We start from the raw sequence: 14,187 nt of genomic DNA on the forward strand, positions 1-14,187 counted from the left end.
AAAGTGCTTACTACAAACGTAAAATGTTCGTAGTAGGGACTTTAGTCCCTCTAGCACTAAAGTGCTTACTACGAAATTTATTCTACTTTTAGCCCACTGCATAATCACTCATTTCCCGCATGAAAGGAGGATAAAAACCTAACACAATATCTTGTTTTGGTACACCCAAATTGACTAAATCTGCTGCAATATCATGTTCTGTTGAATTGTAAAAAATCCAGATTTTCTCATTGCGAATATCAAGATGTATTATACAATCATGTACCCAGCGTTTATGCTGCCAACCCAGATGCACAATTTGATAGTGATTTCGCTGTGTATCAAAGATAGTTTCAACTTCAATATCACCATAAGCTGGCTTAATTTCTGCGTAATCTATCAATAATTGCTGTACAATTTGCTGATAGTTGGTTAATTGATCCGTTAGTTTTTCCATTGTGAAATTTGCTCCAGTTCAATATCGTAAATAATCAATTTTACGGAATTTTCTTGCAGCATTGATGCTGGAAAATCACGTTGAAAGAAGCTGTTATAGATTAAATCGGGTATGGCTAAATAGAGAATGCGATCGGGTTCTTCACGACGCAATGCAGCCCGATAGTTAATAAACTGCCCCAGTGCTGTATGAAACTCAGAAATTGCCGATGCACTAGCTAAAAAACTTTTGACTTCTACCGCAATTTTCTCATTTCCTCGCTCTGCTGCCAGTAATCTTTCTGCCCCCAAGTCAATTTCCATATCTACACCGCCCACTTTAATTTTAAGTGGATCGTGAGTAACATTCCACCCATCCTTAGTAAGAGCAGTTTTAACAACTTGATGAAAACGATCCTTAGCCACAATAGACGATTTGATATAAAGGTGCAATTTAAAACTATCACATTTAGTGAAAGATGGTGCGTTAAGCGTAGCCGTGACGCACCCTACGTATTTAAATGTGGTATTATGCTAAAATGCTAAATTGCTAATTTATGAATATTACGAAATATTGCAATGTTATGAATATTATCCAACTCCCTGCTATACTACCTGGCAACTTAGACCTCGCAGCGATTAACGAACAGTTAAAAAATCGCGCCGCCCAACTAGATTGGAGTAGCGTCATTTCTGCCAACGAACAACATTTAGCAGTTTTATTAAAGGGTCTTAGCTTAGATGATAGCGATGTCATCGACTTAGAAAATCCTACCATGTCCGATAACATTGCTCAAAAAGTTGTACATTATTTCAATACCCATCCAAATATTGAAAAGAATACCAATCAAAATAGTGGAAACAATCATCCTTCTATTTTAGAAACGCCAACTTATTATCAAATTCGGGCAGAATTAGAACAAGCAATATTAGATGATTTACTCGGCCCTGCGGGGGGAGACTATGAAGAAATAGACGAAATGCGAGTTAGCGATCGCTATCTCGTCGGATTAATCGCACCTAGCGATCGGCATATTGTACCCGAAGAACTCGAAGAAACGCCCGAACAAATGGATGAATTAGCCATTTCCGGTAGCGGTACTTTAGAAGAAGGCACAACCGAAAGTAACATTCTCCCCGCCGAGAAAATGTTTCCCTCGGCAATTGGCATGACTTTTTGTGTTGATGGAAATGCCAAAGCAATTAAAGTAAAAGCAGGGTGGGGACAATACGAAAAAGGGAAAAGCGAAAGCGTCCAAACTTCCACTGGCGAAGCAAAAACCTTGTGGCGACGCTACCCGATTCGAGGAACCTCACCGGATATAATCTTAAAAGTAGGCGCGATTAATCCTTGGCAAATCGATCCAGAAAAAGCAGTATTTGTTCAAGGTCAAATTCGCCAACAGCATCAAGATTGGATTGTGACTCTCTTTTTAGTTAATGGACAAAAAGAACCGGAAATTAGACGCGATAGCGCTTGGTTATTTCAACCAGAACTAAGCGTTGAGTCTGCCGACCCCAAATATCCCGAGATTTTCATTAAACGGCGGCTGAAACGCCAACTCGGTAAACTCAACCCCGTCTTATTTGCCGAAGAACAAGCAATGGCGATGCAGTACCGCGACTGCATAGAATTTGCCGTTGGACACGGGACAGGCGTACACGCGGAACTTTTAGGCGGAAAGTGCGATGGGGAAGCCAGCCAAAAGCATCGGGCTATCCGCCTTGCGACTAAAGTCGTCCCCGCCTACGAAATTCCCCAAACTACGCCGCCGACTATTGAGGAAATACCGGGACTGGCGGGATTAATTTTAGATATGAAAGAACTCGCAGAAATTCCCGATTTATCAACTGCTTTAAGTTCTTTAACTATTGCTTATAGTGAATGGATTACCCAACAAACTGCGAAAATTGCCGACTCCACCGCCGATTTAGGCGATTATCAGGAGGCGGCAAAATCTGCCTTAGCAAATTGTCAAATAACTTGCGATCGTATTCAAGCAGGAATCACCTTATTACAAACAAATAATCAGGCTGCTGAAGCGTTCCAATTTATGAATGTCGCCATGTGGAAACAGCGAATTCACTCAATTTATGCCGAAAATAAACGGCGCGGCGAAGCCAGCGAATGGGATAATATTGATATTCCCAAAAATCGCACCTGGCGACCGTTTCAGTTAGCTTTTATCCTGCTAAATCTTCCCAGTATCACGGAATTAGACCACCCAGATCGATGTCATCCCACAGATGCGATCGCAGATTTACTTTGGTTCCCCACCGGCGGCGGTAAAACCGAAGCCTATCTAGGATTAACAGCCTACACCATTGGACTGAGAAGATTGCAAGGAAATATTGCCGGACGTTCCGGCGCAGCAGGCGTTGCTGTCCTCATGCGCTACACCCTCCGCCTCTTAACATTACAACAATTTCAACGCGCCACAACCTTAATTTGCGCCTGCGAAGAAATCCGCCGCCAAGATGAAAATAAATGGGGAAAAGAACCGTTTAGAATTGGGTTATGGGTAGGGATGAAAACCACACCAAACCGAACCGAACAAAGCAATGAATTTCTCAAACAAAAACTCGGACAATACCAACCCACTAGCAGCGGTTCCCCCCATCAATTAACTAACTGTCCTTGGTGTGGTTCTCAAATTGACCCCGGCAAACAACATATTAAAGTAGAATCCTTTGCCAAAGGACAAGGACGCACTTTAATTTATTGTGGTGATGCTTTAGGCAAATGTTTATTTACCCAAAAACAATCTCCCACCGAAGGTTTACCCATCGTAGTTGTAGATGAAGAAATCTATCGTCGTTTGCCAACATTAGTGATAGCAACTGTTGACAAATTTGCCCAAATGCCTTGGAATGGTGCTGTACAAATGCTATTCGGACAAGTAGACGGATATTGCACCCGTCACGGTTTTCGTTCTCCTGAAATCGAAGATACAAACTCTCACCCCAGTAAATACGGACTCCCCACTGCTAAAACAATTCCTAGCAATCCCTTGCGGCCACCAGATTTAATTATTCAAGATGAATTACACTTAATTAGTGGCCCGTTAGGAACCCTAGTCGGACTCTATGAAACCGCCGTAGATCGACTTGCATCGTGGGAAGTGAACGGTAAAATAGTCCGCCCAAAAGTAATCGCTTCCACTGCGACAATTAGACAGGCGCGTGACCAAGTACATAACCTATTTTTGCGCCAAGTACAAGTTTTCCCCCCCCAAGGATTAGATATTGAAGATAACTTTTTTTCCTGTCAGCGTCCGCCTTCAGAGGATTATCCAGGTCGGCGATATTTGGGGATTTGTGCCACAGGAAGGCGATTAAAAGCAGCATTAATTCGCGTTTATACGGCAGTATTGGCAGCCTCTCAATATTTGTTTGAAAAATATGGCGATTCTGTTGATCCTTGGATGACCTTAGTGGGTTATTTTAACTCCATGCGGGAATTAGGAGGAACCAGGCGTTTAGTGGATGATGACATTCAATCTCGCTTAGGAAAAACCGACCGCCGAGGGTTAGCAAAACGTCTGAGGCTGGAAGTAGAAGAATTGACATCGCGCAAAAATTCTACCGATATTCCCATCGTATTAAATTGGTTAGAAACTCCTTTTTCTTCAGAGAAGTCCACCAAAAATAACAATCGTAAACCGTTAGATGTTTTACTAGCTACTAACATGATTTCTGTTGGCGTAGACGTAAAACGTTTAGGCGTAATGGTAGTGACAGGTCAACCAAAAAACACTGCTGAATACATCCAAGCAACCTCGCGGGTAGGGCGAAGTTTCCCCGGTTTAGTATTTACTGTTTATAACTGGGCCAGACCGAGAGATTTATCTCATTACGAGCAATTTGAACATTATCATGCTACCTTCTATCAGCACGTTGAAGCCCTCTCAATTACTCCTTTTGCTCCCCGGGCCATTGACCGAGGGTTAGCTGCTTTATTCGTGTCTTTAGTGCGTTTGGCAGGTAGCGAATTAAACGCGAATGATAAAGCCGGTAGGATTTCTCGCCATCATCCTTATGTGGAAGCTGCTATTAATGCGATTTGCGATCGGGCTTTGGCAGTAGGAGATACTAAAACCCGCGATTTAGTAAAACAGGAATTAGAAGCTAAATTAGACTATTGGTTAGCAGAAGCAGCGGATACAACGGGAGGAAAAATATTAGGATATCAGACTAAAAAAGACGGGCTGACAATGGGATTATTAGAACAACCCGGACAAAGCAATTGGCAATCATTTACTTGTTTAAATTCCTTGCGAAATGTTGAACCGAATATTGGATTAATTTTAGACGATCGTATCCCCGATGATGACGATCGTCCAATACAATCAAGGAGTGAAACTACCCCACTTGATTTAGAGTTGTAGAAGCAATTCCCCACGATTCCCTTGTCAGCCGACGGGCGGGCACGCCGTCGGCACAACCGCTAGATATTTGCACAAATCATTTAGGTTCGCCATATATTAGTTAATACAATGACAACAAATCAATCCTCTTCTAAAAACAAAGTCGGCGAACTCCGACCCAGCCAAATTTTATTTTCTTCAGGCATTGGTTCTATTGTAGATTTACCCAACTTATCAACTATGGTAATGGGATTAGATGATTGGGAACTCACTCACGCCTCAGAATTAGGAGAAGCCCGGTTACTAGCAGCAGTGCAAAAAGAAATCGGTACTCAAGTCAAAAAACTGCTAACGCCACCTATATCTCAATCAAACAACCTTATCCCTAACTTATTTGATGAAAGCGCCAAAGTAGGAATTCCAGTCTCACCTTTCCCCACCTGGGTAGTTTGTCCCCAATGTCGATTACTCGCACCTTTAAGAGCGGGGCTATTTGAGTTAAAAACCGACCGCCATCGACCCGACCAAAATCGCTACATTCATAGTAATTGCCGCAATTTTTCTCCAACAGCCATCCCTGCGAGATTTTTAGTAGCTTGTCAACACGGACACTTAGATGATTTTCCCTGGCGCTACTTCGTTCATAGAGGTAGCAGTAATTGCAAAGGTTCTCTGCGTCTCTATGAATATGGTATCTCTGGGTCTGCCACCGATATTGAAGTAAAATGCGATAGTTGCGGTAAATCTCGCCGAATGTCCGATGCCTTTGGCGAACTTGGTAAAATGAATATGCCTCAGTGTCGCGGCCGCCATCCCCATTTACGCAACTTTGCAGAAGACGGATGTACCAAGCAAATGAAAAGTATCTTACTCGGTGCATCAAATAGCTGGTTTCCTATCACCCTTTCTGTACTCTCGATTCCCACTACTATTAATCAACTGGGGCAACTAATTGATAAACATTGGACGGTGTTAGAAAAAGCTACTACGATTGATATTTTAGCTGCTTTCCGCCAAATCGGTCAACTCAAAGAATTTGCTAAATATTCAGATGGTGAAATCTGGCAAGAAATCGCACAAAAACGTCAGGGGGCTGGGGAAGCCCCCCTTCTGGATGTGAAAGATATCAAAACCCCCGAATGGCAAGTTTTTTCTAACGTAAACACCAGTTTAAATAGCGCTGATTTTCGGTTAACATCTGTCGCCGCTCCTGATGGTTACGAAGCTTATTTTGAAAAAGTTGTCTTAGTAGAACGCTTGCGAGAAGTTCGTGCTTTAGTTGGTTTTACCCGCATCGAATCTCCTGGTGATTATGCTGAAACAGGAGAATTACCCGAAGAATACTGGGCTCCTTTGAGTCGTTCTAAACCTACATGGGTGCCAGCTTCTGAAGTGCGCGGCGAAGGTATTTTTATGCAATTTCAAGAGGAAATATTACAAGAATGGTTATCCAGCACACCTCGATTAACAAAATACAAACAACAAAGCTTAGACGCGCATCGTCGTTGGCGCAGGGCGCGTTCCTTAGACCCTGATACTAATTTTCCCGGTATTCGTTATATTTTACTTCATTCCTTTGCTCATGCTTTGATGCGGCAATTAGTAATAGAATGTGGTTACAATGCTGCTAGTTTGCGGGAACGCATTTACTCAAAAGATCCTAATGAAGATAATGGCCCAATGGCAGGTGTATTGATTTATACAGCCGCACCAGACAGCGAAGGTACGCTAGGGGGATTAGTCAGTTTAGGTGAACCGGGCCTTTTGGGTCGTCATATTGACCAAGCTTTAGAACAAATTGGTTTATGTGCTTCTGACCCTTTATGTGCAGAACATAGCCCTTTACAAAATACAACTTCTTTGCATTGGGCGGCTTGTCATGCTTGTTTGTTTAGTCCTGAAACATCCTGCGAACGGGGAAATAAATATCTCGATCGCACTTTGTTAATTCCTACTATGAATGCTGATTTATCAGAATTAGCTTTCTTTCAATAATCTTATATAGTAATCCTTGCAGGAGTCGTAATTTTTTTACCCCACCCCAGCCCTCCCCGATGCCTTGGGGAGGGAGTAAGAAATTCACAAATGATTTAGGATTGATTGCTATATCTAAAGTCAATTAACAAGCTGCTAATGCAAGCTATTCTCTGGGCAGCTAGCGCTGCCCCCGCTTAGCAGCTATTTTAACGCACAAAGATGCAAACCAAATCCCACACCGCGACAGCTAAAAGCCGAAAAAAAGAGAGCGGATTTTCCAAAATTAAACCAAAGGCAAGTGTTCCCTTGGAACAAACCGAACCTTTGGTCGAAGATGAACTAAAAGTTGAAGAAAAATCCGATCGCAATTCCTCCAATAGCGCAGGCGATTCTCCCCAGCTTTTGCCAGCAGAAATTAAGCTCGTCTGCACGCAAGAAAATTTAGCCAACCATCTCGAACTTGTCAGCAAAGCTGTCCCAGCAAAACCCACCCACCCCGTGTTAGGAAATGTCCTCTTAGTTGCTTGCAAAAAAACGCAGCGAGTCCAACTTACCGTCTTCGACATGAGATTGGCTATTCAAACCTCCTTTGAGGCAAACGTTCAATCTCCCGGCGACATGACTATTCCAGTCGGACTTCTCAGTGATATTGTCGGGAAATTCTCGCCCGGAGATATCACTTTAGTCAGTCGCGAAGCCTTGAATCGCGAAGGTGAAGATAGCGAAGATAGCGGGAATAACATCACCTTGCCAGAGGCTGTTAGCAACAGTCCAGTTGCTACCCTAATTGCTGCTTGCGGTCGCTATCAAGTTCGAGGGATTTCGAGTGAAGAATTCCCTGCTATTCCTGAAGTAAAAACAGCGCAAACAATTTGCATCCCCGCTGAAATTTTGAAAGAAGGGCTGAAAGGGTCACTGTTTGCCACCGCTACCGATGAAGGCAAGCAAATCCTAACAGGTGTTTACTTCAAAATCGGCCAAGATAGCCTCGAATTTGCTGCCACAGACGGTCACCGTTTAGTTGTCCTCAATACTTCAATTCAAGGTTTTTCTAAGAAGAAACAAGCGGAAATTACACAGCCTCTAGAGCTTACAGTCCCAGCTAAATCGCTTGCCGAACTGGAACGAATTTTATCGAGTAGGACATCCGCTGACCCAGTAGAGCTTTCTTACAGCACTGAGAGCGCTTTGATAGAATTCCGGTGGGGAGCGCAGCGCTTAGTAACGCGCTGTTTAGAAGGCGCATACCCAGCTTATCCCGATTTATTGCAGCAGGATTTCCAACATCAGGTAACGCTGGAAAAAGCACCTTTCATCAAAGCTATAGAGAGAATTGCTGTGCTGGCAGACAAGAAAGAAAAAACGCTCAGCATCCGCATTAATAGCGAAGCACAGCAAGTGTCACTGTCGCTTTTCAGAGAATTTGGAAACGGTTTGGAACAGATGGCAGCGCACGTTAACCCAGACGGCAATTTGTCAATTTCATTCAACATAAAATACCTGTTGGAAGGTGCAAAAGCGATCGCTAGTTCCCAACTCCAAATGCACCTCACTCAGCGCGACGGCCCCGCCATTTTAGTTCCTGCTGGCAACCGCTCCAAGCCCAACATCCTAATGGATGCCAAATACTTGTTAATGCCGATTTTCAAAGAATGATGTCTGTTGCAGAAAAGGCTCGCTTGGCAGAAGTAAAAATATTGAGTTTTTTACTTCTCTCTTCTTCTGAGTGCAAACTCCGCAAATATGACTCTAATTCTCAGCAAACAATTACACCTAACCATTCAATCATGTACGCAGCATTGCCTCAAAAATACCGCCCTCGTAGCTTGTCTGAACTGGCAGGACAGGAGTACATCCAAAGGACACTTTCCAATGCGGTCAAAACTAATAAAATTGCTCCGGCTTACTTGTTCGCCGGCGAACGGGGAACGGGCAAAACTTCAACGGCCCGCATTTTAGCTAAATCTCTCAACTGCACCAGTGCAGACAAACCCACAGTAAAGCCGTGCGGCAAGTGCCAGTCCTGCCGCTCGATTGAAAAAGGCAGCAGCTTAGATGTTGCTGAAATTGACGCAGCTTCCCACAACGGTGTGGATGACGCTCGCGGCCTGATCGAGCGATCGCACTTCGCACCAGTTATCAGCCGCTACCGAGTGTTTATTTTAGATGAAGTTCACTGCCTAAGTTCCCAAGCTTTTAACGCTCTTCTAAAATGTTTGGAAGAACCTCCGCATCATGTAGTGTTCATCTTGTGTACAACAGAGCAACACAAAGTGCTGCCAACAATTAACAGCCGCTGCCAAACGTTTCTGTTTCGATCGCTGCCAATCCCAGCCATTGTCAAACAGCTAACAATGGTAGCTGAAAAAGAGTCAATTGCAATTGCCGAAGCAGCTAAAATTGCGATCGCCCGCGCCGCGAATGGCGGGATGAGGGACGCCTTGCAGTTGCTCGACCAGTTGAGCTTATTAGGAGAGGAAATTACCAGCTCTCACGTATTGGAGCTGTCGGGGCGGATACCGGAGTCGGATTTAGTTGCAATTTTGAAATCGGCCCGCACCGGCAACGCGCTGAAGCTGCTGCAACTGTCCCGCGAACTCATTGACAGCGGGAAAAGCCCTAAAATGCTGCTGGCGTCGCTGCTAGCCTGCTACCGGGACTTGTTGCTTGCAACGAGCGTGCCGGACTGTTCGCTGATGCTAGTTAGCGGCATTTCGCACTCGGCCCTGATGGAAATTGCCTCTGCTTGGGACTGCAATGCGATCGCTGCTGGCCTCGAACAGTTGCAGGCTTCGGAATGGCAGCTCAGCAAAAGCGCTCACCCAACGCTGTGGCTGGAACTCTGCTTGCTGGGATTGGCAAAGGTGCCACAATTAAAACCCCACGTCGCTCTTGGCGCTCTTGCTAACCCCAGGCAGCCCGACCGCACCCAGAAGCTGCCCACCTCCTCCAAGTTGCGATCGCCCCGTTCCAAAGAGCGAGCCATTTGGGAAAAAGTGCTCTCAGCAACTTCTGAGAAGAACCGCGCTTTACTCTGTGCTGCTTCCCTGGTAGCACTGACGGAAAAGAAAGCGGTGCTGGCAGTGCCCGCCCAATACCTGGACAAATTCAACCGAAACGCAGCTAAGGTGCAGAAGATATTTCTAGCGGCAACGGGCGTCCGCTATCAAGTGTTGTTCGAGGAGAAGAACCCATGATTAGCTTGCTGATAGGGGATGACCTCCACGCGATTCACAAAAAGCTTTCTGCCTTTAAAAAGAACCTCAACCCCGCTTGGATTGGCTTCAATTATCACCGCTTTGATGCTTCGGCATTGAATGAGGCGGTTGACTGCGCCCTGACTCCCGCCTTGGGAACGGAAAAAGCAAAGTTAGTGGTGGTAGAAGGGTGTAATTTCAAACAGTTTACTGAAGAGGCGCTGGAGGTTCTTCAGGTGCTCCCGCAGGTACCGGAAAAGACGCACCTGGTTTTTGTAGCGCCTTCTATTGACAAACGCCTGAAGGTGGCAAAATTCCTGCTTTCTCAAGCTAAGCTGTTCGAGTTCGACCTTATCCCCCCCTGGCGAACGGATCTCATTGCCCGATCTATCCGAACTCAAGCTTTGGCAATAGGGCTGTCGCTGAACTCAAATGCTATTGATTATTTGGCGGTTGCGATCGGCAACAATCCGGCTCGCGCCGAATCAGAACTGCACAAGTTGGCGACCCTGAGCAGCGGCGCTTCCCTCACTTTAAACCAAGTGCGATCGCTGGTTCCTTCAACCACTCAAAATAGCCTTCAGCTTGCCGAAGCGCTGAGGGAAAATAACTCTAAGAGAGCAGTCTATTTGCTGCTTGACCTTTTGGCAATAGAAACTTTCCCGCTGGCGATTTGTGCGACGCTGATTGCTCAATTTAGAACTTGGTTGTGGGTGAAAGCGGCGATAGTTGGAGGAGTTAAGCAAGACGCTGAAATTGCCCGGATTTGTCAAATTGTCAACCCGAAGCGAGTGTACTTTCTGAGAAAAGAAGTAGCTGCTGCTTCTCTAACATCCCTTTCGTCTGCGGTGTCCCTGCTGCTTGACTTAGAGGGTTCGCTGAAGCTTGGGCGTAAAGGGGATTCCATGTTGCCTGCAATTCTGGCGATCGCCCAACTGTTTCCTCAAGAAAGCAAGGAAACGCGAAGTAGAAGCGATGTAGGGGCGATATAGGGGCGATATAGAAGTGATGTAGGGGCGATATAGGGGCGAGCGCGAGTGTTCATTTCCCTCGTTTAACTAATGCAACAAGTTAAACGGGGAATTTTTTTTTACCAAAACACCTTATAAAACTTATTAATTAAACTAAAGTCACTCCAATGTTAATGCTTGCTAATCAAAAAATAAAACCCTCACAGAGATGCCCGAAATGTGGAAAATACGTAAGGACTGGGCTAAAGTCTCCCACATACATTATGTTTGTAGTAATTGTTAATTTGAAATACAACGTGATAAAAGCTCTGTTATAATTAATTTTAATTATTTCTCCCGTTTTAATCAGAAACGCTATCATTATAATCAATAATTATTTAAAAAGATTTTAAGCATAATAGTCTTTTCTTATACCAGAATGTAGCGCATTGCTAGTTTAAGAAATATGCTATTCTAAGAATGTAAAAGCAGCGAACCTTTTGACAGTGAAGGCGACCTGCCGATACAACCCGCGCCGCCCCGACAGAGAATAACCCCAACTTTCTGTTAGGAAACCTTATTGGGTTTAGCAGGCAAAGGTACAAAGCCCCAATCCCCAAATAAACAACCAGGGCTATCCAAATGAATAAAAATGAAACTGTGTCGCTCTCAGTCAGCGACGCGATTCAGCATATTGGTCTTGACCAACTCAAGCCTCACCCTCGCAATGAGGAAATTTACGGGTGCACCGAAAGTATTGCTGACCTGGTAGAGTTGATCCAACTCAAAGGCTACGTCCAACCGCTGACCATCAAAACAGATGGCACGATCGTTAGCGGTCATCGGCGGTGGAGGGCGCTAGCAGCGCTGGGCTGGGAGTCGGTCCCAGTTATTGTCCGCCACTTCCAGACTGAAGATTACGAGCTCTTCGTCTTGGTGGCAGAAAACCGCCACCGCCACCAAAGTCCAGTACAGAGAATTCGGGAAGGAATTGTTGTGGAGCCTATAGCTAGAGAGCTGAGGAACAGACATGCTGCCAAGAAAGCTCCCCACCAAGCTGCTGACTCAGCAGAGCCGCCGTCGGACAACCAGCAACCGCTGATGGAAAATTTTCCATTGAACCCGATCGACTTAGGTCTGACTCCAAGGGAAATGGAACTGACGGAAAATATTGTAGCGGCTATAGTCGGGTTGGGGTGCGGCAGGAACTACAGGAAAGGGCGCATTGCCGTCAAAGCTGCCGACGAGCTCAAGAAAGATCGCCCCGAATTGGCTGCAAAGTGGTTGGACATTATTAATGACCACAGCATAGATGTAGGGTATCAACTTGCGAAGATGCAGGAGGACAAGCGAGTAGTGGCGTTGGCAGCGATCGCGTCGGGAGCAGCGAAAACCCCGAAACAAGCTAAAGCTCTGATTAAGGGTGCTTTGAGAAAATCTTCCGCCTCGAAGAAAACCGAGGGCAGCAGTAATAGCGAGCCGGTTCAAGAAAGCGATTGCGGTGAAGAATGTAAAACTTGCACTCCTTGCGAACCAATTACGGGTGAGGGAGTCAAAACGCGCTTTGGTTCAGACAACGCGGGGGCATGGGTTATTGTCAAAATCCCTTTTATTCCTAAAGAAAAAATAGCGGAAAGGAAGTGGAATGGATTTTGGGGCCGGATTGTGGAAGTTGGAGCGACTTTGAAAGTCGATATGGGTTCAGAGGTGGTATCGCTCCTTCAATCGGATGTGGTGACGATATTGAACCCAACGCCGAGTTTTTGCTCAATAGCTGAGCGAATTCTCAGGCTGCAAAGCTTCGGCACGGTGTACGAGTTTGGGAAAATCGTCTTGAACAGGATGCAGAGAAAAGTGGTTTGGGATGCAGCAGCGCTAGCTTATCTGGATGCTGTGGAACAGGTGGAGTTGGCGCGACGGGCGATCGAGCAGGCTTTATAATTAGGCTCTTGTTTGCTGGCACTAAATTCGTAATTAGCCCTTGAATTTACCCTTTAAATTCTCGGTAAATCTAGGTATTTTGGCTACTGCTACAACCCCTCGTTCGGGCGATCGCACAACTAGAATTTGTCGGCGTCACGCGATCGCCCCTACCCTCTTATAGCCTTTCTCAAAAAGATGAGGTATAATAACAGCAGTGTGTAAACCAGTTAAAAATATTTGACGATGTAACTTGTCCGAACGCAAACTAAGAGTGCTTTTCCTAATTCTTGATAATTAGTAGTCTTGATAGAACGGAGAATAATTTTAAGTTTTGACCACAGATTTTAAATTGGTTAAAAATCTGGTGAATAAGGTGATAAGTATATTAATCTTGCCCCTTTTTTTTCGATCGCTTTTTTCACTTCTTCTCCCAAGTGAATGGGACAATTATCCATCACTACACAAGCACCTTTCCAGAGTTTTGGCACAAGTTTTCTGATAATAAAAGCTTCAAATGTAATTGCATCAGTTCCGCCTATTAGATTAACCGAAGTCAAAATTTCTTTGACTGACCTTGCTCCAATTATTGAGACATTTTTGCCACGTTTAGTTGGTTTTGGTCACGAGAGCTCTTTCACCTTTTAAAGACCTAGCATATAACCTAACCATTGCCAAATTAACTCCCGATTCGTCAAGGAATATTAAGTCTTTCAAACTAATCTCTTTAATTATTTTCCAGAACTCACCTCGCAGGATTAGAAATAGCTCCGTGCCTTTACCTGAAGGGAAGAAAGTTTTTTTTTGACAGTAATGTTTAAGAGTTTTATCATTCTTCCTATTGTTGCTCTACTAACGGAAAATCAAATTTTTCCATAAAGTAAATAACGGAGTTCTTCAAGAGTTGCATCATTATTTCCTTCAACCAATTCCGCTCCCGATGAGTAGTTGCTCTGCATTGAGTTTGCCTTTGACTCCACATCTGTCAGTTCTCGGAGTAAGGTTTTTTGTTTCACGATATTGTTTAAGCAATTTTTGTACAAAACTCCGAGGCTCCAGAAAAAGGCTTAGCTATTGCTTTTTGTGAAATGGGTTCAGCATGATAAGTATCAAGAATTTTTTGCCTAAAATCAATCGAATAAGCTTTCATTTTTAACAATGTATGAAGTGGGGTACAAGTAAACGTGGTGTGAGTCAAGCAGATCGTGCTGTCAAAAAAATGCTATTATGTGTGGTATCGCTTTCGCGTGGCTTTACTGAACCATGTAATTATAGTTTATTTGAGCTTGTTTTCTCTGTTTGACCCTCACGAGTGAGTGTCAGTAACATCATACCTCATCTTTCTGAGAAAGGCTATATAAC

8 protein-coding genes and 1 pseudogene are annotated in these 14,187 nt (G+C 44.5%); 6 read left to right on the plus strand and 3 right to left on the minus strand.

Going from position 1 to position 14,187, the window contains the following annotated elements:
• Nucleotides 1-88: 88 nt before the first annotated feature.
• Together QUA83_RS03635 and QUA83_RS03640 are read right to left on the minus strand one after the other, a co-directional pair.
• Nucleotides 89-436, minus strand: coding sequence for a XisI protein (locus QUA83_RS03635; protein ID WP_333291580.1), 348 nt, complete (start codon nucleotides 434-436; stop codon nucleotides 89-91).
• Entirely contained in the window at nucleotides 424-840 is a 417-nt protein-coding gene (locus QUA83_RS03640) for an element excision factor XisH family protein (RefSeq protein WP_332968503.1), read from the minus strand. The genes QUA83_RS03635 and QUA83_RS03640 overlap by 13 nt, the downstream gene beginning before the upstream one ends.
• Before the next feature lie 158 nt (nucleotides 841-998).
• Between QUA83_RS03640 and drmA the strand changes: the two genes are divergently transcribed.
• The 6 genes from drmA to QUA83_RS03670 all read left to right on the plus strand — a co-directional run bounded on the left by drmA (nucleotide 999) and on the right by QUA83_RS03670 (nucleotide 12,846).
• Nucleotides 999-4,802: a DISARM system helicase DrmA gene (gene drmA, locus QUA83_RS03645; RefSeq protein ID WP_333291582.1), complete on the plus strand. Its 3,804-nt coding sequence runs from the start codon at nucleotides 999-1,001 to the stop codon at nucleotides 4,800-4,802.
• Between the two features lie 108 nt (nucleotides 4,803-4,910).
• Nucleotides 4,911-6,776, plus strand: a complete 1,866-nt coding sequence (locus tag QUA83_RS03650) for a DUF1998 domain-containing protein (RefSeq protein WP_333291584.1) — start codon at nucleotides 4,911-4,913, stop codon at nucleotides 6,774-6,776.
• 201 nt (nucleotides 6,777-6,977) lie between these two features.
• Nucleotides 6,978-8,414, plus strand: a complete 1,437-nt coding sequence (dnaN, locus tag QUA83_RS03655; protein WP_333291585.1) for a DNA polymerase III subunit beta — start codon at nucleotides 6,978-6,980, stop codon at nucleotides 8,412-8,414.
• Nucleotides 8,411-9,955: a DNA polymerase III subunit gamma/tau gene (gene dnaX / locus QUA83_RS03660; RefSeq protein ID WP_333291587.1), complete on the plus strand. Its 1,545-nt coding sequence runs from the start codon at nucleotides 8,411-8,413 to the stop codon at nucleotides 9,953-9,955. Before dnaN ends, dnaX begins: the two co-directional genes overlap by 4 nt.
• Complete coding sequence (gene holA / locus QUA83_RS03665; protein WP_333291589.1) at nucleotides 9,952-10,947, plus strand: DNA polymerase III subunit delta; 996 nt, start codon at nucleotides 9,952-9,954, stop codon at nucleotides 10,945-10,947. Before dnaX ends, holA begins: the two co-directional genes overlap by 4 nt.
• Before the next feature lie 600 nt (nucleotides 10,948-11,547).
• The gene (locus QUA83_RS03670) at nucleotides 11,548-12,846 is read left to right on the plus strand and encodes a ParB N-terminal domain-containing protein (RefSeq protein ID WP_333291591.1); all 1,299 of its coding nucleotides are present in this window, start codon (nucleotides 11,548-11,550) and stop codon (nucleotides 12,844-12,846) included.
• Nucleotides 12,847-13,015: 169 nt separating this feature from the next.
• Here the strand turns inward: QUA83_RS03670 and QUA83_RS03675 are convergent.
• Nucleotides 13,016-13,975: pseudogene (locus tag QUA83_RS03675) on the minus strand (IS630 family transposase).
• Between the last annotated feature and the right edge of the window lie 212 nt (nucleotides 13,976-14,187).

Source organism: Microcoleus sp. K1-B1 (assembly GCF_036704705.1).
GTDB lineage: Bacteria > Cyanobacteriota > Cyanobacteriia > Cyanobacteriales > Microcoleaceae > Microcoleus.